The organism is Streptomyces sp. NPDC054872 (assembly GCF_053610705.1).
In genome coordinates, this window is the sequence record NZ_JBSGYY010000001.1 from 45117 (window position 1) to 65071 (window position 19955).

Sequence of the window (19955 nt, forward strand, 5' to 3'; positions counted from 1 at the left end):
CGCCCCTCAGCCCTTGATTCCCTTGGCCGCGTCCCAGTACTCGGCGACAGGCTTGGCCTCCTTGACCAGGCCCGCCTCGGAGAAGACGTCGATGGTCTGCTGCCAGTCCGCCTCGGTGTTGGCGCCCGGCGCCTTGCCCTGTGTCGCGTCGGTGTGCAGCAGGGTCAGCGTCGTCTTGAACTGCTCGGACAGCACGTCCTTGGGCGGCAGTTGCTCGGACGCGCCCTCCATCGAGGTGACCGCGGGCTCCGTGCTCTTCTCGGCGGCCGCCCATGACTCGCTCACCGCGGCGGTCATGCGCTTGGCCAGATCGCCCCTGCCCTGGAGGGTCTTGGGCCCGGCGATGAGGCCGTTGGAGTAGAAGTTCAGGCCGTTCTCCGAGAAGCGCAGATACGAGACGCCCTTCTTGGCCTTGTTCTGCATGGTGGGGCCCTGGTCGCTCGCGTATCCAAGGAGGGCGTCCGTCTTGCCGGAGATCACCGCGGCGATCTTGCCCGCCGGGTCGGTGTTCTGGACCTTGACGTCGGAGAGCTCCATGTCGTTCTTCGCCAGGAAGATCGGGAAGGTCTTGGTGAGCGCGTCGCCCGCCGTACCCGCGATCGTCTTGCCCTTGAGGTCGGCGGGCGACTTGATGCCCTGGGCCTCGAAATACTGCACCGAAGCGGGCGTCGTCTGCAGGAAGACACCCAGGCTCTTCACCTTCACGCCCTGGTCCACGCCCGCGAGCACCGCGGGGGTGTCCGCCCAGCCGAAGTCGGTCTGCCCGGCACCGGTGGCCTGCACGGTCTTCTGCGACCCCTGGCCCGCCCTGATGTCGAGGTCGATGCCGTGCTTCTCGAAGATCTTCTGCTGCTTGCCGTAGTAGAACGGCGCGTGTTCGCCGTACGGATACCAGTTGAGCGTCAGCGTCACCTTGTCGAGCTTCTTGCCCGAGTCACTGGTGCTCGTCTTGTCGTCATCGCCGCCACAGGCCGTCGCGGTCACCGCGACGAGGGCCAGGGGGACGAGGCCGGTGAGCAGTCTGCGCGCGTGCATGGGACGGCCCTTCTCGCGTACGTCGGACATCGGACTTGGCGGGGTGGGTGCGCCGGCACCGCGTGGTGGGTCTCGGTAGGCCGTGGGGGTCTCAGTAGCCGTGGGGGGTCTCAGTAGGCCGTGGTGGCGGCCACGTCCCTGCGGCTCGCGTGCCACGGGAGCAGCAGCTTCTCGGCGATCTCGACGAGCACGAAGAGGACGACGCCGATCAGCGACATGACGAGCAGGCCCGCGAAGAGCATCGGGGTGTCGAGGTTCCCGTTGGCCTGGAGGATCACGTATCCGAGCCCTTCGTTCGCGCCGACGAACTCGCCCACGACGGCGCCGGTCACGGCGAGCGTGACGGCCACCTTGAGGCCGGAGAAGAGGTGCGGCAGCGACGCGGGGAAGCGGATCTTGAGGAAGGTCTGCCAGGGCCGCGCGCCCATGGTGGCGGAGAGCTGGAGCATCTCCGGGTCGACGGCCTTCAGCCCGGTCACCATCGAGATGACGACGGGAAAGAAGGCGATGAGCACGGCGATGAGGATCTTCGGCGCGATGCCGAAGCCGAGCCAGACGACGAACAGCGGGGCGATCGCGATCTTCGGTACGACCTGGGCGAAGAGGAGGATCGGATAGAGCGTCTTCTCCACGGTCGTCGAATAGACCATGAGGACCGCGGCGAGGATGCCGACGACCACGGCGATGACGAAGCCGAGCAGGGTCTCGTAGGTGGTGACCCAGGTGTGCTGCCACAGGTAGTCGGGCTTGTCGAGAATCACGTCGAAGGTCGCGCCCGGCGAGGGCACGAGATACGCCTCGACCATCTCGGTGGCGGCGATCAGCCACCAGACGCCGAAGCAGACGAGCAACAGGACGAGCGGACGCCAGCTCTTCTCGGCCGCTTCAGCGACGCGTTGGCGCGGGGTGGGGCGGCTGCGGTCGACAACGCCTGCCGTTTTCACGGGAGTTGCCTGCAGTGCGCTCTGGCTCACGGTGAACTCCCCTGGCGAACGACGAACAGCGAACAGCGAACGGCAAACTTCGGAGGCAGTTGCGGAGCGGTGGTGCGGCGGAATGTCGGTGCGGAAACCGCTTTCAGAAAGCGCTTTCTGATAGGGTGTCCGCCACGCTAATGACTGGCTGACCGCAGGGTCAAGAGGTCGGCTCGAAGTTTCGCGGCGCGAGACGAGGGGGGCGCGGTGCGGGCGTTGGGGCGCGAGCAGGGGTCTGGAGCTGGGCGACGGCAGGGACAGGCGCAGGGGCAAAGGCAGGGACAGGAACAGGCGCTAAGGCAGGGGCAGGGGCCGGCGCAAGGGCAGGATCCGCAAGCCGCCGCGCCCGGGCGGGGACGCGAGCGCGGGCCCCATGTCACCCTCCATGCGGTGGCCCGGACCGCCGGGGTCTCCCCGGCCACCGCGTCCCGGGCCCTGAACGGCACGACGCGTGTACGCGAGGATCTGCGACGCAGGGTGCTCGAGGCGGCGGACCTCCTCGGATATATCCCCAACGCTCACGCGCAGGCGCTCGCCAGTTCCTCGAACAACACCGTCGGCGTCATCTGTCACGACGTCGGCGACCCCTACTTCGCGGCGATCGCGAGCGGGGTGATGGCGGCGGCGGCCGAACAGGACGTGCTGGTCATGCTGGCCAGCACCTTCCGCGCACCGGCGCGGGAGATCGCTTACGTCTCGATGCTGCGGGCGCAGCGGGCGCGCGCGATCCTGCTGATCGGTTCGGGCTTCCAGGACCCCGCGTGGGAAAGGGCGTTGGAGTCGGAACTCACGCCCTATATGCGTGACGGGGGCCGCGTCGCCGTGGTCAGTCGGCACCGCAGCCTTCGCGTGGACACGGTGCAGCCGGAGAACCGGGAGGGGGCGGGTGCGCTGGCGCGGGCTCTACTGGCTCTGGGGCACCGGGAGTTCGCCGTCCTCACCGGCCCCGAACGGCTCACCACGGTGGCGGACCGCCTGGCCGGGTTCCGCGCGGCGCTGGCCGACGCGGGGGTCGGCCTCCCCCCGGAGCGGATCGTCGAGGGCGCCTTCACCCGCGACGGGGGCCATGCGGCGGCGGTCGAACTGCTGCGGCGTGGGCAGCGGCCGACGTGCGTCTTCGCGGTGACGGACGTGATGGCCGTGGGGGCGTTGGGCGCGCTGCGGGAGCGGGGGCTCCGGGTGCCGGACGACGTGTCGCTCGCGGGCTTCGACGACATCCCCCTCATCGGCGAACTCACACCCCCGCTGACCACGGTGGCGCTGCCGCTGACACAAATGGGCCGGGACGTACTGGCCCTCGCCCTCCGCGAACGGGGCGCGAGGTCACGGGTGGAGCGGGTGAGGGGCGAGGTGGTACTGCGGGCCAGCACGGGACGGCGTACGGGCTGAGGATCCCCGACGCCGGACGGCACGCCCACGAACCGGGGCCCCCAACAAACCGCACGCCTACGAACCGAGGATCGCCGCCAGCGCACCGCACACCTACGAGCACCATTGACGCCACCTGGGGGCACCCCCACACCTGACCGCCCCAACTCCCCTTGAACCAAGTCCCCTTGACCGAGGGGGCAACAAGTGCACACCCAACGAAGCTGTTCAAGGCCCAGCGGCCCCAAGCCCTCCCCGGGCCCGTCAAACCACCCGCTACCCCGCCGCTTCCCCCAGTGCGTCGAGCACCGGGCGGATCAGCGGATGCTCCTCCGCCCCGCACCGCACCGCCGCGAAGACCCGGCGGGTGGGAGCGACGCCCTCCACCGGGCGGATGACCACTCCCGAGACGTCCATCCCCCGCAGCGCGGAGCGGGGCACGAGCGCCACGCCCGCCCCCGCCGATGCCAGGGCCACCACCGCGCGGAAATCGTCCGACCAGTGTTCGAGCAGGGGCTGGAAGCCCGCCGCCTCGCAGGCGAGTATCACCACGTCATGGCAGGGGTTTCCGGCGAAGGGCCCGATCCACGCGTCCTTGGCGAGCTCCGCGAGCGGCACCCGCTCCGCCGCCGCCAAGCGATGCGTCTCCGGGAGCACCGCGTCGAACGGCTCCGCGTAGAGCGGGACGCGCGTCAGCCGCGGGTCGTCCGCGCCCGGCGCGCCCCGGTACTCCACCGCCACGGCGACATCCACCTGCCGGTCGAGCACCATCGGCAGGCTCGCGTCGCCCTCCGCGTCCTGGACCCGCACCCTGATCCCGGGCGCGAGGGTCGAAAGGCGCTCGAGGGCGGGACCGACGACCAGGGCGATCCCCGTGGCGAAGGACGCCACGGTCACCGTCCCCGCCGCGCCCGAGCTGTACGCGGCGAGCTCCGCCTCGGCCCGTTCCAGCTGGGCGAGGACCGCGTTGGTGTGGGAGAGCAGGATCTCGCCCGCCGGGGTCAGCCGGACCCCGCGGGCGCCCCGCTCGACCAGGCGGTGGCCCGTCTCCTGCTCCAGGGCGGTCAGCTGCTGGGAGACCGCGGACGGCGTGAGATAGAGCGCGGCGGCAGCGGCAGTGACCGTGCGGTGGTCGGCCACCGCACGGAGGATGTGCAGCCGCCGCGCTTCGATCATGGGGTCGATTGTCCCAAACCGCGGACCTCGCCGACACCAGCGGTCCGGCCAAGCCCCATGGGGCCCTCATGCGCCCGGGGACAATCAGGCACCCAGAGGCACTCAGGCACCCGTGGGCAATCAGGCACCCGCGGCGTCCAGCTCCGCCCGTGCCGCCACGAAAGCGTCCACCGCACGGTTCACGTCATCCGTGGAGTGCGCGGCCGACAGCTGGACGCGGATACGGGCCGCGCCCTGCGGCACCACCGGGTACGAGAAGCCGATCACGTACACGCCGCGCTCCAGGAGCAGCTCGGCCATGCGACCCGCGACCGAGGCGTCGCCGATCATCACTGGGGCGATCGCGTGGTCGCCCGGCAGGATGTCGAAACCCTCCTCGGTCATCCGCGAGCGGAAGAGTGCCGTGTTCGCGGCGAGCCGTTCGCGCAGGTCGCCCGCCGACTCCAGGAGGTCGAGGACCTTGAGCGAGGCCGCGGCGATGACCGGGGCGAGCGTGTTCGAGAAGAGGTACGGGCGCGAGCGCTGGCGGAGCAGCGCGACGATCTCCGCGCGGGCGGCGACATAGCCGCCGGAGGCCCCGCCGAGCGCCTTGCCCAGCGTGCCCGTGATGATGTCGACGCGGTCCATGACCCCGTGCAGCTCGGGCGTGCCGCGGCCGCCGGGGCCGACGAAGCCGACGGCGTGCGAGTCGTCGACCATCACCATGGCGTCGTAGCGGTCGGCGAGGTCGCAGATCTCCCGCAGCGGGGCGACGTATCCGTCCATGGAGAAGACGCCGTCGGTGACGATCAGCTTCCGGCGTGCGCCGCCCTCGGCGGCCTCCTTCAGCTGCTGCTCCAGGTCGGCCATGTCGCGGTTGGCGTACCGGAAGCGGCGGGCCTTGCTCAGCCGGATGCCGTCGATGATCGACGCGTGGTTGAGGGCGTCGGAGATGACCGCGTCCTCGGCGCCGAGCAGCGTCTCGAAGACGCCGCCGTTGGCGTCGAAGCAGGACGAGTAGAGGATCGTGTCCTCCTGGCCGAGGAACGCGGACAGGCGTCCTTCCAGTTCCTTGTGCACCTCCTGCGTGCCGCAGATGAAGCGCACGGACGCCATGCCGTAGCCCCAGCGGTCGAGGGCCTCGTGTGCGGCGGCGACCACCTCGGGGTGGTCGGCGAGGCCGAGGTAGTTGTTCGCGCAGAAGTTCAGCACCTCGCCGGGGCGGCCCCCCGAAGTGACGGCGACCGTGGCGGATTGCGGGGTGCCGATGACGCGCTCGGGCTTGTGCAGTCCGGCGGCGCGGATCTCGTCGAGGGTGGTGCGCAGGTCGTCGCGTACGGAGTCGAACATGCTTGATTCCTTTGGGAGTTGAGCAGTGCGGCCAAGAGGGTTCAGGAGGTCCAGTCGAGGATGACCTTGCCGCCGCGGCCGCTCGCCGCGTCGTCGAAGGCCGCCTCGAAGTCACGGTGGCCGTAGCGCCCGGTGATCACGGGGGCGAGGTCGAGGCCTCCTTCGAGCAACACGGACATCGCGTACCAGGTCTCGAACATCTCGCGGCCGTAGATGCCCTTGATCGTGATCATGGAGGTGACGATCCGGGACCAGTCGACGGCGAATTCCTCGGCCGGCAGGCCGAGCATGGCGATCTTGCCGCCGTGGGTCATATTGGCGAGCATGTCGCGCATCGCGACGGGGTTGCCGGACATCTCCAGGCCGACGTCGAAGCCCTCGCGCAGACCCAGTTCGCGCTGTCCCTCGGCGATCGAGGTCTCGGCGACGTTCAGGGCGAGGCTCGCGCCGACCTTGCGGGCGAGCTCCAGGCGCTCCTCGCTGACGTCGGTGACGACGACGTTGCGGGCGCCCGCGTGCCGGGCCACGGCCGCGGCCATCAGGCCGATCGGTCCCGCCCCGGTGATCAGGACGTCCTCGCCGACCAGCGGGAAGGACAGCGCGGTGTGCACCGCGTTGCCGAACGGGTCGAAGATCGCGGCCACGTCGAGGTCCACGGGAACGCGGTGCACCCACACGTTGGCGGCGGGCAGCGCGACGTACTCCGCGAACGCCCCGTCCCTGCCGACACCGAGCCCCACGGTCGCCCGGCACAGGTGCCGGCGGCCCGCCTGGCAGTTACGGCACTTGCCGCAGACCAGATGGCCCTCGCCGCTGACCCGGTCGCCGATCGTGATGTCGGCGACGTCGCGCCCGGTCTCCACGACCTCGCCGACGAACTCGTGGCCGACGACCAGCGGCGCCTCGATCGCCTGCTGCGCCCAGCCGTCCCAGGCCCGGATGTGCAGGTCGGTGCCGCAGATCCCGGTGCGCAGCACCTTGATCAGGACGTCCCCGTGGCCGATGACCGGCTCCGGTACGTCCATCAGCCTCAGACCCGGCTCCGCCTTCTCCTTGACCAGCGCCTTCAACGCAACGGCTCCTGTCGTACGTCGCTTCTTCCCCCGACGACACAGGAATCTTCCCTACGGCGGCGCCCTGGTCCATCGAGGATTTCTTAAGCGCCGCCGCAGCTTTCCTTCAGGCCCGCGTCAGGGCCCTGTCCCTCAGCGGGTCTGACCCCGCTCGAAGTACGCGACGAGCTCGGGATCCAGGTCCGGCACCTCGCGCGGCGTGCCCCCGTCGCGCAGCGACTGCGTGGCGCGCACACCGGCCGCCACCGCCATCCGGGCCGCGACGGGTGAGGTGTCGGTGCGTCCTCCCTCGCGCGCGAAACGTACGAACTCCTCGATGAGCAGCGGGTCGGAGCCGCCGTGCCCGCCCTCGTCCTGGGCGTCCGGCACCGCGTACTCGGCGTCGGCTTCGGGGCGGTAGGTCGAGCGGCCCGCGTTCCAGACCTTCACGACTCCGCCGGGGCCGTCGCCGAAGTTCTCCAGGCGGCCCGCGTCTCCGATGACGGTGTAGTTGCGCCAGTAGTCGGGCGTGAAGTGGCACTGCTGGTAGGAGGCCAACACCCCGTTGTCGAGGCGCATGTTGACCAGGGAGACGTCTTCGACGTCGATGACGGGGTTGAGGTCGCGCTGGGTGCGCGGCGGCCAGTGGCCGTCCTTGGTGTACCAGTCGTCCGTCTTGGGCTCGCCCGGCTCGCGGCGCGGGTTGTCCCCGTAGACCATGAGGTCGCCGAGTGCCTGCACCTGTCGGGTGTAGCCGTCGGCGAGCCAGTGCAGGACGTCGATGTCGTGGGCGGCCTTCTGGAGCAACAGGCTGGTGGTGTGCTGCCGTTCGGCGTGCCAGTCCTTGAAGTACCAGTCGCCTCCGTAGGCGACGAAGTGGCGTACCCAGACCGTCTTGACCCGGCCGATCTCGCCACGCCTGATGATGTCGCGCATCAGCCTGACCACGGGCATGTGGCGCATGTTGTGGCCCACGTAGAGGCGCGTTCCCGTTTCGTACGCGGTCCGCAGGATCTCGTCGCAGGTTTCGATGCCGATGTCGAGGGGCTTCTCCACGAAGACGGGCTTCCTGGCGCGCAACGCCTCGCAGGCGAGCTCCGCGTGCGTGTGGTCGGGGGTGAGGATGACGACGGCGTCCACGTCCGGGTCCTCGACGACCTTGCGGTGGTCGGTGGATATCAGGGCGCCGGGGAAGGCCACGGCCGCCTCCGTCCGCGCGGTGACGTCATGGTCGGCGAGCGCGGCGACGCGGGAGCCCGCGCCCGGCCGGTGTGCGGTGCGGGCGAGTGAACCGCGCAGGCCGTAGCCGAGGACGCCGAGACGGAGGTCGGTCATGGTGTGCCTTTCCGTACCAATACCTGTGCACAAATGCCTGTGCGAGTGCGGGTGTTGCTATGTACGTGCAGGGTGCACGAGTACGTGGGCGAGCGCCACGCTTCCCGTGCCGGTGAGCTTGATCCTTATGTATCTGGCTTCCGCGTCCGTGTCGAGGAGTGTGGGCCGGAGCGCCCGTCCGCCGACCCGCAGGGTCGTCGCGTCGGAGAAGTCCGCGGTTCGGGCGAGTCGCACCTCGAAGCCGGCCGTGGTCATGGACGCGTTGTTCCAGACCTCGATCTGTCCCACGTGCCGTGTCTCGCCGAGGTCGACCTGCCACCAGGCGCCCGGTTCGGACAGCGTGCGGGTGTCGGTGGAGGTGTCCCCGTCGGTCGCGTTCGCCGCCGGGGCCGCGCCGTCCGTGGAGGACTGGGACGTGGTGCCCGCGCGGGCGAGGTCGGGGCGCAGCTGCTCGGCCGGCGCTCCGTGCGCCCCCGAACGGGCCGCCACGGCGAGTGCCCGCGAAGGCAGCCGGTCGAGCTTGGTGTGGTTGCCCTCCATCGTCGATCCTGTGCCGGTGAGGGCGGGTGCGTCGGTGTCGGTCCAGTTGCCGGTCGCGTGGTTCTGGATGCCGTATTCGGCCCAGTTGGAGACCCACTTGTAGCCGACGCGGGTGATGACGTTGTCTTCGACGCGGATGTACGAGGACTGCTCGTCGAGGTAGATGCCGTTGCCGTCGCGCTCGGTGTTCCCGTAGGCGGAGCGGTTGATGTAGTTGCCGGAGACGATCGTGCCGGGCTGGGCTCCCTGGGTGTAGATGGCGCCGCCGTCGTGCTGGGCGTGCTCGACGCGCATCACGTTCGTGATGCGGTTGTCCGTGACCCTGTTGTCCCGCAGGACGGACCTCTGGGCCTCGGGCTGGTTCCATCCCCAGCCGACCGAGATCCCCGAGTAGGGCAGGTCGTCGAGGGTGTTGTGGTCGACGGTCAGCTCGGCCTCGTACCCGGCCCAGATGCCGACCGCGTCGGTGTACTCGACTCCGGCGCGGCGGATCGTGTTGTACGCGACGGTGTTCCGCTCGCCCGCGAGTTCCGCCTCCGGCTTCGGCTCGGTGTCGCCGACGTACACGGCGCCGGACGACAGGTCCGTGAAGCGGGAGCGGGTGACCGAAGAGTCCTTGGTGCCCGCTTCGAGGATGACTCCGGCCCCGCCCAGATGCGTGAACTCGGCCCCCGAGACGGCCACATGACGCCCGCCGCGGACCGTCAGCGCCGCGCTCGGCTTGGTGTAGTGACGGCCCGCGTGGTCGACAGGGCCGCTCGCTCCGGTGAGGGTGAGACCGGCCTGGGTGCCCGCATAGCCCTCGTCGGTGGACGGCTGACCGTACGCGGCGTGGGCGAAGCCGATGCTCTCGATGCGTACATCGTGGGCGCCGTCGACGGTCATGAGGTTCTCGGTCACTGGGGTGAGCACGCGCGCGTGGCGCATGTCCTCACCTTTGCGCGGGAGGTAGGTGACGGTGCGGTCGTCGGCGTCCCAAACGAACTCGCCCGGTGTGTCCAGGAGTTCGCGGGCGTTCTCGAAGAAGGCGACTTGGGAGTAGCGCGCCGAGTCGACGGTGGTGGAGTCCCACGCCGGTCCCGTACGGTCCGTGCCGCTCGCGGAGTTGGTCCAGCAGGGCTGCGCGAAGGTCATGCGGTCGCCGTCCACGGAGGCGATCCGGCAGTGATAGTCCCGCCAGCGGACCTTGATGACGGCCTCCGCCCCGGTGGGACGCCGCCACTTGTCGATGCCGGTGGCGGTGGCACCCGTCATGCCGGTCTTCGTCGCGTCGCAGGTGGTCGCCGCACACGCCTCGCCCCGCGCGCGCACGGCCCGCTTCCCGTCCACGAAGAGCTGGCGCGGGGTGACCTCTTCGGGGACGTCGGCCGTCCAGGTGCCGTCGGCGCTCCTGTCCCACCCAGTCAGCGCCTTGCTGCCGGACAGGACGGGGTGGGCGCCGCGCGCGGCGGTCCAGGTGACGGTGTGCCCGTCGCGTCCGGAGTCGGCCGCGCCCAGCTTCAGCGGCTCGCTCAACTCGTACGTACCGTCGGCGAGTTCGATCCGTATATCCCTGTCCCGTCCGCTCACGGTTCGGGCCGCGTCGCGGGCGGCCTGCGGTGTGCAGGGGTGGGTGGCGGTACAGGACTCCCCCGACCCGTTCGGGGCCGCGTGGATGACCTTGGGACCCGGGGCGGCCTGGGCCGCACCCTGCGGGGCGATGACGGCCCCGAGGGCGGCGAGGGCCACAGCCGCCGCGGTGAAGTGCGGCCGCCTCACTTCGCGACTCCCCAGTCCGGGTGGCCCGGCATGGGCGGGTTGTCGAGGTCGAACAACCAGTGGTTCAGGAAGGTGCCGACCGAGTCGTCGCCGGTGACCTCGACGGCATGGCCGACGAAGTCCTGGGTGCTGGCGTTGCCGTGCCGGTGCTCGGTCAGCCACGCCTTCATGACGGCATCGAACTTGCCTTGTCCTATCTGCTGGTTGAGGGCGTAGAGGGTGACCGCCGCGCCGTCGTAGATGTTGAAGCCGCCGAGTCCGGTGGGCTTTCCGGGCGGGCCGTCGGCCTTGCGGACCGCGTCGAGCTTGGCGTACGCGGCCCGCATCTTCTCCTCGATGGGCTGGAAGCCCTTCTGGTCCGCCCACACCGCCGCGTAGTAGACGGCGGGACCTTCGTTCAGCCAGGCGTCCTGCCAGGTCGCGGGGGTGACGGAGTCGCCGAACCACTGGTGGGTCAGTTCGTGGACCATGGTCGTCGAGTAGGTGGGCCGGTCGAACCACGAAGGACCGAACAGCGACAGGGTCTGGTTCTCCAACGCGTCGCTGTAGCCGTCCCGCACGATCTGCACGCCGTACGTGTCGAACGGGTAGCGCACACCGAGGGTCTTCTCCAGCCACGCCAGTTGGCCGCCGGTCTCCTCGGCGATGGGCTTGTACTTGGCCTGCTGGTCCTCGGGGACGAGGTGGCGCAGCTTCACGCCGTGCGGACCGCGGCCGTAGAGGTAGGTCTGCTTGTTGACGGAGATCCCCAACAGCTCGGGCGCCATGGGTGACTTGAGGGAAAAGTCCCAGGTCTTCCTGGACCCGGAGGCCTTGGATCCGGCGGCTTCGCGGGTTCCGGTGAGGTTGCCGTTGGCGCCCGGTGTCCAGCCGTCGGGGGCGGTGAGGTGGAAGGACCAGGTGGCCTTGTCCGACGGGTGGTCGTTGACCGGGGCGAAGGTGTCGGCGCGGGAGGCCTGGGCGGCGGAGGCGAAGCCGCCGTCGGACATGTACCGCCAGCCGGGCTGGCCGATCGGCTTGGTCCTGCCGTTGCCGTGGTAGGTCAGTTCGACGTCGAAGGTCCGGTGGTCGCGCAGGGCGCTCACCGGGGTGACGGTGAGCTCCTGGCCGCTTTGGCCGGGCGCGATCGCCCAGCCGGCCTTCTTGCCGTTGACCTTGACCGCGTCGATGGACAGGGAGTCGACGTCGAGGTTGAAGGACGACAGGTCCTGGGTGGCTCTCGCCCTGATCTTCATGGTGCCGGTGAAGTCGTACGTCACCGGCGTGAAGTCGAAGGAGAGGTCGTAGTGGCGGACGTCGTAGCCGCCGTTGCCGAGCGTCGGGAACAGCGGGTCGCCGACGCCGTCCGCGCCCGGGGACGGGTCGAAGGGCGCCGCGTGTGCGGGGAGGGCGAGCGCGAGAGTGGCGGCCGCTGCCGCGGTCGCCGTCGCGGCACGGAGGGTCCGGGTGGTACTGCGAGCACGTACGGTTCGGGTCCAGTTCTCAGCCATGGGGCCGCAACGTAGTAATCGCTTACTGTTGCCGTCAACACTCCAGAGCCCCTTCACTCTTGGACTTTTCGCCGTCCGCTCTGGCGCCACGCGCTGATCTCAGTACACGCTTACCATCTACGCCGGGTGAGGCGGGCTCCGTGGAAGGAGCGTGGGGAACCGCGCGACAGACCACGACGATCCGGCACGAGAAGAGGGGCGAGCACATGGCAGAGGCGGCAGCGGCAGCGCATGGCCCGGAGCGGCGACGGGCGACAGTCATCGACGTCGCGGCACGCGCCCAGGTCTCGTCGGCCACCGTCTCCCGTGTCCTGAACGGCAACTACCCGGTGGCGCGGGCCACCCGCGAGCGCGTCGAGCAGGCCGTACGAGAACTCGGCTATGTCGTCAACGCGCACGCGCGGGCGTTGGCCGGGACGTCGAGCCGGACGGTCGGCATCATCGTGCAGGACGTCGTCGACCCGTTCTTCGCCCATATAGCGCGGGGCGTCGAACGTGCGGCCTCGGCGGCCGGACGCCTCTGCATGGTCTGCTGCACGCACGGCGATCCGCGGCGCGAGCTGGCCTTCGTCGACCTGCTGCACGAACAGCGGGCGGACGCGGTGATCCTGGTGGGCGGGGCACACTCGGATCGCGCGTACGCCCGCGAAGTCGCCCGCAGGGCACGGGATCTGCACGCGGGCGGGGCTCGCCTCGTGCTGTGCGGAAGGCCTTCGGTGGGCCGTGACGTGCCGACCCTCTCGGTGGAGTACGACAACGAAGGGGGCGCCTTCGCCCTCACCGGCCATCTCATCGCCCAAGGCCACGACCGCATCCTCTACCTGGGCGGGCCACCCGACCTCTCCACCACCCGCGACCGCCTGGCGGGGCATCGCAGGGCCCTGGAGCTGCGCGGCGTCCCGTACGCGCCGGAGCTGGTCCACACCGGTGCGTTCAGCCCCGCGTTCGGACATCGGCGGCTGACCGAACTCCTCACGTCGGGGCTGACGTTCAGCGCGGTGTTCGCCGCCAACGACATGGTGGCGATCGGGGCGCTGCAGGCCCTGGAGGAGGCCGGGCTGCGGGTCCCCGACGACATCTCCCTGGTCGGCTACGACGACGTACCCATGGCCCAGGCGCTGCGGCCCCGCCTGACCACGGTGCACGTGCCGCTGGAGGAGATGGGCCGGCAGGCGGTGCGGCTCGCGGTCCCGGACACGGAGGCCGAAGCCGGGGCCGACGCGTGGCAGCAGTCGGCCGAGGGCGGCCTGACGCTGGGCACGCACATCGTGGTGCGGGACTCGGTCGCGCGGCGGCGCGCGCAGTAACCGGTTAACCCCCGGGCGGGTTGGACGCAGACCCGGGCCAGGACAGAAAGAACATAGAAAGATGCCGGGCCCTCTTGCCCTTCCATAGCAACCGCTTACATGCTGTCGCGGAATCGCTCACGCGCCCAGCTCCCCCATCCCCCAGCTCCCTCATCCCTCAGCTCCCCCATCTCTCACTCCCCCGCACTCCGATGCCCCCGACGCCTCACGGGAGTTCCCCATGCGCACGCCCAGCCCCGGCTCCACCGGTCCCAGCCGCCGTACGCTCCTCGCCGCGAGCGCCGCATCCGCCCTGGTGGCACCGTCGCTCGGCGGCACGGCGTGGGCCGCCGCCCCGGACGCCGATCCGTACGAGACCCTGCTCGCACGCGCCGCGGCGCAGCTCACCGGCGGCGCGTTCGACGCCGCCGACCCGGACTTCGCGGCGGCGCTGAAGGTCCTGGACACCCAGGCGTCCGGCTGGTGGCGTGACCTTGACCGGTCCGCGGGCCGCACCGCCCTGTGGGCCGACCTCTCCCCCGCGAAGGACGCGGGCAACTTCGGCCAGAGCTACACCCGCCTGCGCACGATCGCCACGGCCTGGGCCACGCCCGGCACGTCCCTCAGCGGCAGCGCCGAAGCGGCGGACGCCCTGCTCGCAGCCCTGCGGTTCCTGCACGACGACGCCTACAACACCACTCGCCCCGAGTCCGGCAACTGGTGGTTCTGGGAGATCGGCGCGCCCCGCGCCCTGATGGACACCTGCGTCCTGCTGCGGGAGAAGGTCGCAGCGGCCGACCTGACGGCGTACGTCTCCACGGTGGCCAAGTTCGTCCCGGACCCGGAACGCCGCACGAACATTCCGACGCTGTCCGAGACGGGCGCCAACCGCGCCGACAAGGCCGTCATCGTGGCACTGCGCGGGCTGCTCGCACGCGATCCGGACACGCTCGCCCTGGCTCGCGACGGTCTGTCCGACGTACGGGACAAGGGCAAGAACAGCCTGTTCACGTACGTCACTTCGGGCGACGGCTTCTACGAGGACGGGTCCTTCGTGCAGCACGGCTCCGTCGCCTACACGGGGACGTACGGCAGTGTCCTGCTCGGCAGCGCGGGGCAGCTGATCGCGCTGCTCGCGGACTCCGACTGGGCCGTCACCGATCCGAAGACCTCCGTGCTGTACGAGGCCGTGGACCGGACGTTCTCGCCGGTCGTCTTCGACGGGCTGATGATGGACGCGGTACGCGGCCGTGCTACATCCCGCGAGAAGGCCCCGGACCACAAGGACGGCGCGGCGGCCCTCACCAATATCCTGCAACTGGCGGACGGCGCCCCGGCCGCGTACGCCGCACGCTGGCGCGCGCTCGCCAAGGGGTGGATACGCCGCAACAAGACCCACCCCTATCTGAGCCTGGTCGGCGTCCCCGCGATCGCCCGCGCCAAGGCCGTCCTCGACGACGCCGCCATACCGGCCGCCGACCGGCTCACCGGCCACTTCGCGTTGGCTGACATGGACCGGGTGGTGCACCGGCGCCCCGGCTGGGCGCTCACTCTCTCGCTCTCCTCGAAGCGCATCGCCGCGTACGAGGCGGGCAACGGCGAGAACCTGCACGGCTGGTACACGGGCGACGGCATGACCTACCTGTACGACGGCGGCGACCTGGGGCAGTTCGGGGACGGCTTCTGGGCGACGGTCGATCCGTACCGCCTGCCGGGAACCACCGTGGACACCCGCGAGCGCGCCGACATCGGCTCGGGCGCGGGGACCGGGACCTACCGGCCGAAGAACGCCGTCGCGGGCGGCGCGGTGCTCGACGCGAGATTCGGCGCCGCCGCCATGGAACTCCTCGCCGACGGCAGCACGCTGCGTGCCAGGAAGGCGTGGTTCTTCCTGGACAACGCGGTCGTCGCCCTGGGCGCGGACATCACCGCGAGCGACGGCCGCGCCATCGAGACGGTCGTCGAGAACCGGAATCTGTACGAGGACGGGGCGCCACGGCTCACGGTCGACGGCCGGCGTCAGCCCTCGCGCACCGGCTGGTCGGCGCCCCTGCCCGACGCCCGCTGGGCCCACCTGGACGGCACCGGCGGCTATGTCTTCCCCGACGACCCAGGACAGCCTTCGCACGGCCGGGGCGGCGCCCGCCTGAACGCCCTGCGCGAGGAGCGGACCGGCACCTGGCGCGCGATCAACACCGGCGCGGACACCGGAGGCAGCACCACCCCGCTCACCCGCCGCTATCTGACCCTGTGGCTCGACCACGGCGTCTCCCCCACCTCGTCCTCGTACGCCTACGTCCTCCTCCCCGGCGCGAGCGCCGCCGCGACCGCTGTCTGGGCCCACTCACGGCCGGTCCGCGTCGTCGCCAACAACGCCACAGCCCAGGCCGTCGAGGCCCGCCGTCACGGACTGCTCGCCGCGCATTTCTGGGGTCCTGGCAGCGCGGCCGGGATCTCGGCGTCGGGCCCCTGCACCGTGATCGTCCGACGCGGCGCGGCCGGCCTGTCGCTGGCCGTTGCCGACCCGGGCCGCACCGGCACGACCGTCACCCTGGAACTGCCCTTCCCCGTACGGAAGGTGGTCAGCGCCGATGACACGGTCACCGTCACCCCTGGGCGCCGCCCCGTCGTCACCGTCCGCGTCGACGGTTCACGAGGCCACACGCACACCGCACACCTGAGGTGACCGGCACGCCCTCGCCCAGTCGACCCCACCGCCAGGAAGCACGGACCCGCCATGCCCGCACCGCACCTGACCCTGCCGCCCACCGACCGGGTCCTCTCCCCGCTCACCGGCTGGACCCGCGCTCACTGGGAGGCGCTCGCCGACCGACAGTTGGAGGCGCTCGTCCCGTACGCGACGCCCCACTTCGCGCAGTACCGACTGCCAGGCAGGGGCAGTTGGTCGGGGGTCGTGTCGGACGGCCTCGAAGGGTACGCGCGGTCGTTCCTCCTGGCCTCCTTCCGGATCGCGGGAGCGGGCGGCGAGGTGGACCCTCACCTGATCGAACGCTACGCGCAGGGTCTGACAACGGGCACGGACCGTGCCGCCGCGGGCGGTGAGGCCTGGCCTGAACTCAGCGACTGCTCACAGCAGATGGTCGAGGCGGCGTCGATCGCGATCGGTCTGTACGAGACCCGCCCCTGGATCTGGGACAAGCTCGACACCCGGGTCCAGGAGCGGGTCGTCGACTGGTTCTCCGGCTTCGTCGGCGGCAGGACGTGGGACAACAACTGGCGCCTCTTCCAGGTGGTGTCCGAGCAGTTCCTGGCGTCCGTCGGCGCCCCGTACAGCAAGGGGGACATCGACGGCGGGCTGGACCGCATCGAGGACTGGTACCGCGGGGACGGCTGGTACAGCGACGGGGACGGCCGCAACTTCGACTACTACATCGGCTGGGCGATGCATCTGTACCCACTGCTCTGGGCCCGCATGGCGGGTCCGGACGACGGTGGGCGCGCCGAGGTCTACCGGGAGCGGCTGGCCCAATTCCTCGGCACCTACCCGCACTTCTTCGGCGCCGACGGCGCCCCCGTCCACCAGGGCCGCTCCCTGACGTACCGCTTCGCGGCGACCGCCCCCGTATGGATGGGCGCTCTCGCGGATTGCACGCCTCTGGCCCCCGGCCTCACCCGGCGGCTCGCGTCCGGCACGGCACGGCACTTCGTGGAGCGCGGCGTCCCTGACGAGCGCGGGCTGCTTCCGCTCGGCTGGTACGGGACGTTCCTGCCGTCCACCCAGGCCTACTCGGGCCCGGCGTCCCCGTACTGGGCGAGCAAGGGGTTCCTCGGCCTGCTCCTGCCCGCCGGCCACCCGGTGTGGACGGAACGCGAACTCCCGCTCCCCGTCGAGGAGTCCGACCAGTACACGGCGCTCCCCCAACCGGGCTGGCTCCTGCACGGCACGCGCCACGACGGCATCGTCCGCCTGATCAACCATGGAAGCGACCACAACCCCCTCGAAGGCCCCGCGGTCGACGACCCGCACTACGCGAAGTTCGGCTACTCCACGGCCACCGCCCCCGAGAGCGCCCCGAGCGCGTGGGAACGCACCGTGGACAACCACCTCGCGCTCCTCGCGCCGGACGGCACCCCCTCACGCCGCCGCCGGATCCACCCGGTGCGCTGCGAGGGACGCATGGCCGCCTCCCGCCACGACGCCCAACTGCCGGGCTTCGAAGGCGAGTTCCCCGTCGAGACGACCAGCGTGCTGCACGGCCCCTGGGAGATCCGCGTCCACCGCGTACAGGCCCCGGCAGGCGTGAGCGTACGCGAGGGCGGATACGCGGTGGCCGACGCGGTCCAGCCGTACGCCGAGCGGGGGCCCGGCTGGGCCCTCACCCGCACGGAAGCCGGGCTGACCAGCGCCGTCGTCGCCCTCCACGGGTGGGACGAGGAGGCGGGCATCGCCCGCGAGGTGGCCGCCAACGCCTACGGCCCGCACTCGGCGACGCCCTACCTGACCTCCGCCGGGCACGCCGACGACACCGGGGTCCACGTGACGCTGGTCGCCCTGTCGCAAGATGCCGTGCAGCCCGCGGCGTTGCGGGAATCCATCGCATGCACCGTGGAGGACGACCTGGTCCGACTCCGCTTCCCCGACGGCACCAGCCTGGAGGTGTGAGCGTGCGGGGTGTGGACGTGTGAGGTGTGTGAGCGTCAGATCCCGCCGTCCTCCCGGCGGTGGATCTGCTCGATCAGCTCGGCCGCCATGGCCTTGATCGTCTCCAGCCCCGCCCTCCCCCAGGGGCGGGGCTCGACGTCCACGACGCAGATGGTGCCGAGCGCGATGCCCGTGCGGTCGATGAGCGGAGCGCCCAGATACGAGCGGATGCCGATCTCGTCGACCACCGGGTTGCCCGCGAACCGCGGATAGTCGCAGACGTCCTCCAGGACGAGGGCCTTGCGCCGCACGATGACATGCGGGCAGTACCCGTGATCGCGCGCCATGTAGCGGAACGCCGTGTTGTCCGCGGCCGCCGTGGACGTCAGCTCGCAGCCGTCCCCCGTGTCGTCGGGAGTGTGCAGCCCCGCGAAGAACTGCCGGTTCTCGTCGATGAAGTTGACCATGGAGTACGGCGCCCCCGTGATCTCCGCGAGCCGGTCCGCGAAGGCGTCGAAGGCGAGCTCCGGACGCAGGCCTATGCCGAGTCTGCGCAGCCTCCGCACCCGGCTGGGCGCCTCCTTGTCGACAGGAGTGAGCAGCAGGGGCGCGGTCGAGTCGTACATCAGGTGTGGGCTCCGTAGCTCGGGGCGGCCGGGGCGTGGGCGAGGAGGTGTTTGACGAGGGTGAGGAGGGTCGCGATGCCCGAGCTGGAGATCCGCGCGTCGCACCGCACGACGGGCACCTGCGGATCGAGGTCGATGGCGGACCGCACCTCTTCGGGTTCGTAGCGGTGGGCGCCGTCGAATTCGTTGATCGCGACGATGAAGCCCATGCCGCGCTGTTCGAAGAAGTCCACCGCCGCGAAGCAGTCCTCCAGGCGGCGGGTGTCGGCGAGGACCACGGCGCCGAGCGCGCCTTCGGAGAGTTCGTCCCACATGAACCAGAAGCGTTCCTGGCCGGGCGTGCCGAAGAGGTAGAGCACGTGCTCCGGGTCGAGGGTGATGCGCCCGAAGTCCATGGCCACGGTCGTCGTGGTCTTGTTCTCGACGCCGGAGAGATCGTCGGTGCCTTCACTGACCGTGGTGAGGAGCTCCTCGGTGCTGAGCGGCGCGATCTCGCTCACCGCGCCCGTGAAGGTCGTCTTGCCGACCCCGAAACCTCCCGCGACAAGGATCTTCAGTGCGGTGGGGAAGGGGTCAGAGCTGTCGTCGTAGTCCATCGAGCACTGCCTCCAACAGGGACCGGTCGGTGGGGTTGTGGTGGAAGTCCGGGGCTCTCAGGGTGAGCGCCCCGCAGTCGACGAGATCGGAGAGCAGCACCTTGGTGACGACCGCGGGCAGCTTCAGCTGCGCCGCGATCTCCGCGACCGATGTGGGTGCCGTGCAGAGCCCGAGTGCCTGGGTGTGTTCGGGCCCCAGGTAGGTGGTGACCAGGCCTCCGGTGGCCAGCACCTGGGTCAGGAGGTCCAGTTGGGCGGTCGGCCGGGTCCGCCCGCCGCTGACCGTGTACGGCCGGACGAGCCGTCCGGCGGATTCGTCGAGCCAGGGCCCGTCGTGCGGGGCCGCCACGCTCAATGCCTCATCGGGGCGGGTTCGCCGACGGGTTGCCGGGGTGCGGTGAGGAGGTAGGGGCGCACGCTCTTGACCAGCATCGTCATCTCGTAGCCGAGGACCGCCGCGTCCGCGTCGCGCCCGGCGAGCACCGCGAGGCAGGTGCCGGAGCCCGCCGTGGAGACGAACAGGAGGGTGGAGTCGAGTTCCACGACGACCTGGCGCACGTCGCCGCCGTCCCCGAACCGGATGCCCGCGCTGCGCCCCAGTGAGTAGAGCCCGGAGGCGAGGGCCGCCATGTGATCGGCACTGTCCGGGTCGAGGCCGTGGACCGACTTCACGAGTCCGTCGGAGGAGAGCAGGACCGCGCTGTGGGTGTGCGGCACGCGCTGCACGAGCCCGCTCATCAGCCAGTCGAGGTCGGATACCTGCCCGGTCGGCGCATCGCTCGCCATG

The 19955-nt window shown here is 70.7% G+C and carries 16 protein-coding genes; 4 read left to right on the plus strand and 12 right to left on the minus strand.

All coding sequences use genetic code 11. The features are described 5' to 3' along the window. Nucleotides 1-6 precede the first annotated feature (6 nt). Nucleotides 7-1035, minus strand: coding sequence for an ABC transporter substrate-binding protein (locus tag ACWGIH_RS00205; RefSeq protein WP_453447417.1), 1029 nt, complete (start codon nucleotides 1033-1035; stop codon nucleotides 7-9). Nucleotides 1036-1145: 110 nt separating this feature from the next. Next, nucleotides 1146-2009, minus strand: a complete 864-nt coding sequence (locus ACWGIH_RS00210; protein WP_453447415.1) for an ABC transporter permease — start codon at nucleotides 2007-2009, stop codon at nucleotides 1146-1148. A 390-nt stretch (nucleotides 2010-2399) separates the two neighbouring features. On the opposite strand from ACWGIH_RS00210, the gene ACWGIH_RS00215 reads away from it, so the two are divergent. Next, nucleotides 2400-3398, plus strand: coding sequence for a LacI family DNA-binding transcriptional regulator (locus ACWGIH_RS00215; protein ID WP_453447413.1), 999 nt, complete (start codon nucleotides 2400-2402; stop codon nucleotides 3396-3398). Between the two features lie 255 nt (nucleotides 3399-3653). Here the strand turns inward: ACWGIH_RS00215 and ACWGIH_RS00220 are convergent, their stop codons facing one another. The 6 genes from ACWGIH_RS00220 to ACWGIH_RS00245 form a co-directional block, all read right to left on the minus strand. Then, nucleotides 3654-4553, minus strand: a complete 900-nt coding sequence (locus ACWGIH_RS00220; RefSeq protein ID WP_453447411.1) for a LysR family transcriptional regulator — start codon at nucleotides 4551-4553, stop codon at nucleotides 3654-3656. A gap of 120 nt (nucleotides 4554-4673) precedes the next feature. Next, nucleotides 4674-5882, minus strand: coding sequence for a glycine C-acetyltransferase (locus ACWGIH_RS00225; RefSeq protein WP_453447410.1), 1209 nt, complete (start codon nucleotides 5880-5882; stop codon nucleotides 4674-4676). Nucleotides 5883-5923: 41 nt separating this feature from the next. Beyond that, on the minus strand, nucleotides 5924-6952 hold the full coding sequence (tdh, locus tag ACWGIH_RS00230) for an L-threonine 3-dehydrogenase (protein ID WP_453447409.1): 1029 nt from the start codon (nucleotides 6950-6952) through the stop codon (nucleotides 5924-5926). 135 nt (nucleotides 6953-7087) lie between these two features. Next, nucleotides 7088-8269, minus strand: a complete 1182-nt coding sequence (locus ACWGIH_RS00235) for a Gfo/Idh/MocA family protein (protein ID WP_453447407.1) — start codon at nucleotides 8267-8269, stop codon at nucleotides 7088-7090. Nucleotides 8270-8326: 57 nt separating this feature from the next. Continuing rightward, nucleotides 8327-10567, minus strand: a complete 2241-nt coding sequence (locus ACWGIH_RS00240; RefSeq protein WP_453447406.1) for a discoidin domain-containing protein — start codon at nucleotides 10565-10567, stop codon at nucleotides 8327-8329. Then, the gene (locus ACWGIH_RS00245; RefSeq protein ID WP_453447404.1) at nucleotides 10564-12057 is read right to left on the minus strand and encodes a M1 family metallopeptidase; all 1494 of its coding nucleotides are present in this window, start codon (nucleotides 12055-12057) and stop codon (nucleotides 10564-10566) included. The genes ACWGIH_RS00240 and ACWGIH_RS00245 overlap by 4 nt, the downstream gene beginning before the upstream one ends. A gap of 206 nt (nucleotides 12058-12263) precedes the next feature. Between ACWGIH_RS00245 and ACWGIH_RS00250 the strand changes: the two genes are divergently transcribed. The 3 genes from ACWGIH_RS00250 to ACWGIH_RS00260 all read left to right on the plus strand — a co-directional run bounded on the left by ACWGIH_RS00250 (nucleotide 12264) and on the right by ACWGIH_RS00260 (nucleotide 17967). After that, entirely contained in the window at nucleotides 12264-13364 is a 1101-nt protein-coding gene (locus ACWGIH_RS00250) for a LacI family DNA-binding transcriptional regulator (protein WP_453447402.1), read from the plus strand. 220 nt (nucleotides 13365-13584) lie between these two features. Further along, nucleotides 13585-16029, plus strand: a complete 2445-nt coding sequence (locus tag ACWGIH_RS00255; protein WP_453447400.1) for a polysaccharide lyase 8 family protein — start codon at nucleotides 13585-13587, stop codon at nucleotides 16027-16029. Between the two features lie 51 nt (nucleotides 16030-16080). After that, nucleotides 16081-17967, plus strand: coding sequence for a DUF2264 domain-containing protein (locus ACWGIH_RS00260; RefSeq protein ID WP_453447399.1), 1887 nt, complete (start codon nucleotides 16081-16083; stop codon nucleotides 17965-17967). Between the two features lie 35 nt (nucleotides 17968-18002). On the opposite strand, the gene ACWGIH_RS00265 is transcribed toward ACWGIH_RS00260, so the two are convergent. Genes ACWGIH_RS00265 through ACWGIH_RS00280 form a run of 4 tightly spaced genes read right to left on the minus strand, consistent with a single transcriptional unit; the run spans nucleotide 18003 to nucleotide 19954 of the window. Then, entirely contained in the window at nucleotides 18003-18575 is a 573-nt protein-coding gene (locus tag ACWGIH_RS00265) for a GAF domain-containing protein (protein WP_453447484.1), read from the minus strand. Beyond that, entirely contained in the window at nucleotides 18572-19168 is a 597-nt protein-coding gene (locus ACWGIH_RS00270) for a GTP-binding protein (RefSeq protein ID WP_363207541.1), read from the minus strand. The genes ACWGIH_RS00265 and ACWGIH_RS00270 overlap by 4 nt, the downstream gene beginning before the upstream one ends. Further along, nucleotides 19146-19517 carry a DUF742 domain-containing protein gene (locus ACWGIH_RS00275; protein WP_453447398.1) on the minus strand — a complete coding sequence of 124 codons (372 nt, stop codon included), beginning with the start codon at nucleotides 19515-19517 and terminating at the stop codon, nucleotides 19146-19148. Before ACWGIH_RS00275 ends, ACWGIH_RS00270 begins: the two co-directional genes overlap by 23 nt. A 2-nt stretch (nucleotides 19518-19519) precedes the next feature. Beyond that, nucleotides 19520-19954, minus strand: a complete 435-nt coding sequence (locus ACWGIH_RS00280; protein ID WP_344524647.1) for a roadblock/LC7 domain-containing protein — start codon at nucleotides 19952-19954, stop codon at nucleotides 19520-19522. Nucleotide 19955 lies beyond the last annotated feature (1 nt).

What these genes read in the sequence shown, in the direction of transcription:
- ACWGIH_RS00255 (WP_453447400.1), top strand. Translation starts at nt 13,585, where the DNA reads ATGCGCACGCCCAGCCCCGGCTCCACCGGTCCCAGCCGCCGTACGCTC.
- ACWGIH_RS00250 (WP_453447402.1), top strand. Translation starts at nt 12,264, where the DNA reads ATGGCAGAGGCGGCAGCGGCAGCGCATGGCCCGGAGCGGCGACGGGCG.
- ACWGIH_RS00225 (WP_453447410.1), bottom strand. Translation starts at nt 5,882, where the DNA reads ATGTTCGACTCCGTACGCGACGACCTGCGCACCACCCTCGACGAGATC.
- ACWGIH_RS00260 (WP_453447399.1), top strand. Translation starts at nt 16,081, where the DNA reads ATGCCCGCACCGCACCTGACCCTGCCGCCCACCGACCGGGTCCTCTCC.
- ACWGIH_RS00205 (WP_453447417.1), bottom strand. Translation starts at nt 1,035, where the DNA reads ATGCACGCGCGCAGACTGCTCACCGGCCTCGTCCCCCTGGCCCTCGTC.
- ACWGIH_RS00220 (WP_453447411.1), bottom strand. Translation starts at nt 4,553, where the DNA reads ATGATCGAAGCGCGGCGGCTGCACATCCTCCGTGCGGTGGCCGACCAC.
- ACWGIH_RS00280 (WP_344524647.1), bottom strand. Translation starts at nt 19,954, where the DNA reads ATGGCGAGCGATGCGCCGACCGGGCAGGTATCCGACCTCGACTGGCTG.
- ACWGIH_RS00235 (WP_453447407.1), bottom strand. Translation starts at nt 8,269, where the DNA reads ATGACCGACCTCCGTCTCGGCGTCCTCGGCTACGGCCTGCGCGGTTCA.
- ACWGIH_RS00270 (WP_363207541.1), bottom strand. Translation starts at nt 19,168, where the DNA reads ATGGACTACGACGACAGCTCTGACCCCTTCCCCACCGCACTGAAGATC.
- ACWGIH_RS00245 (WP_453447404.1), bottom strand. Translation starts at nt 12,057, where the DNA reads ATGGCTGAGAACTGGACCCGAACCGTACGTGCTCGCAGTACCACCCGG.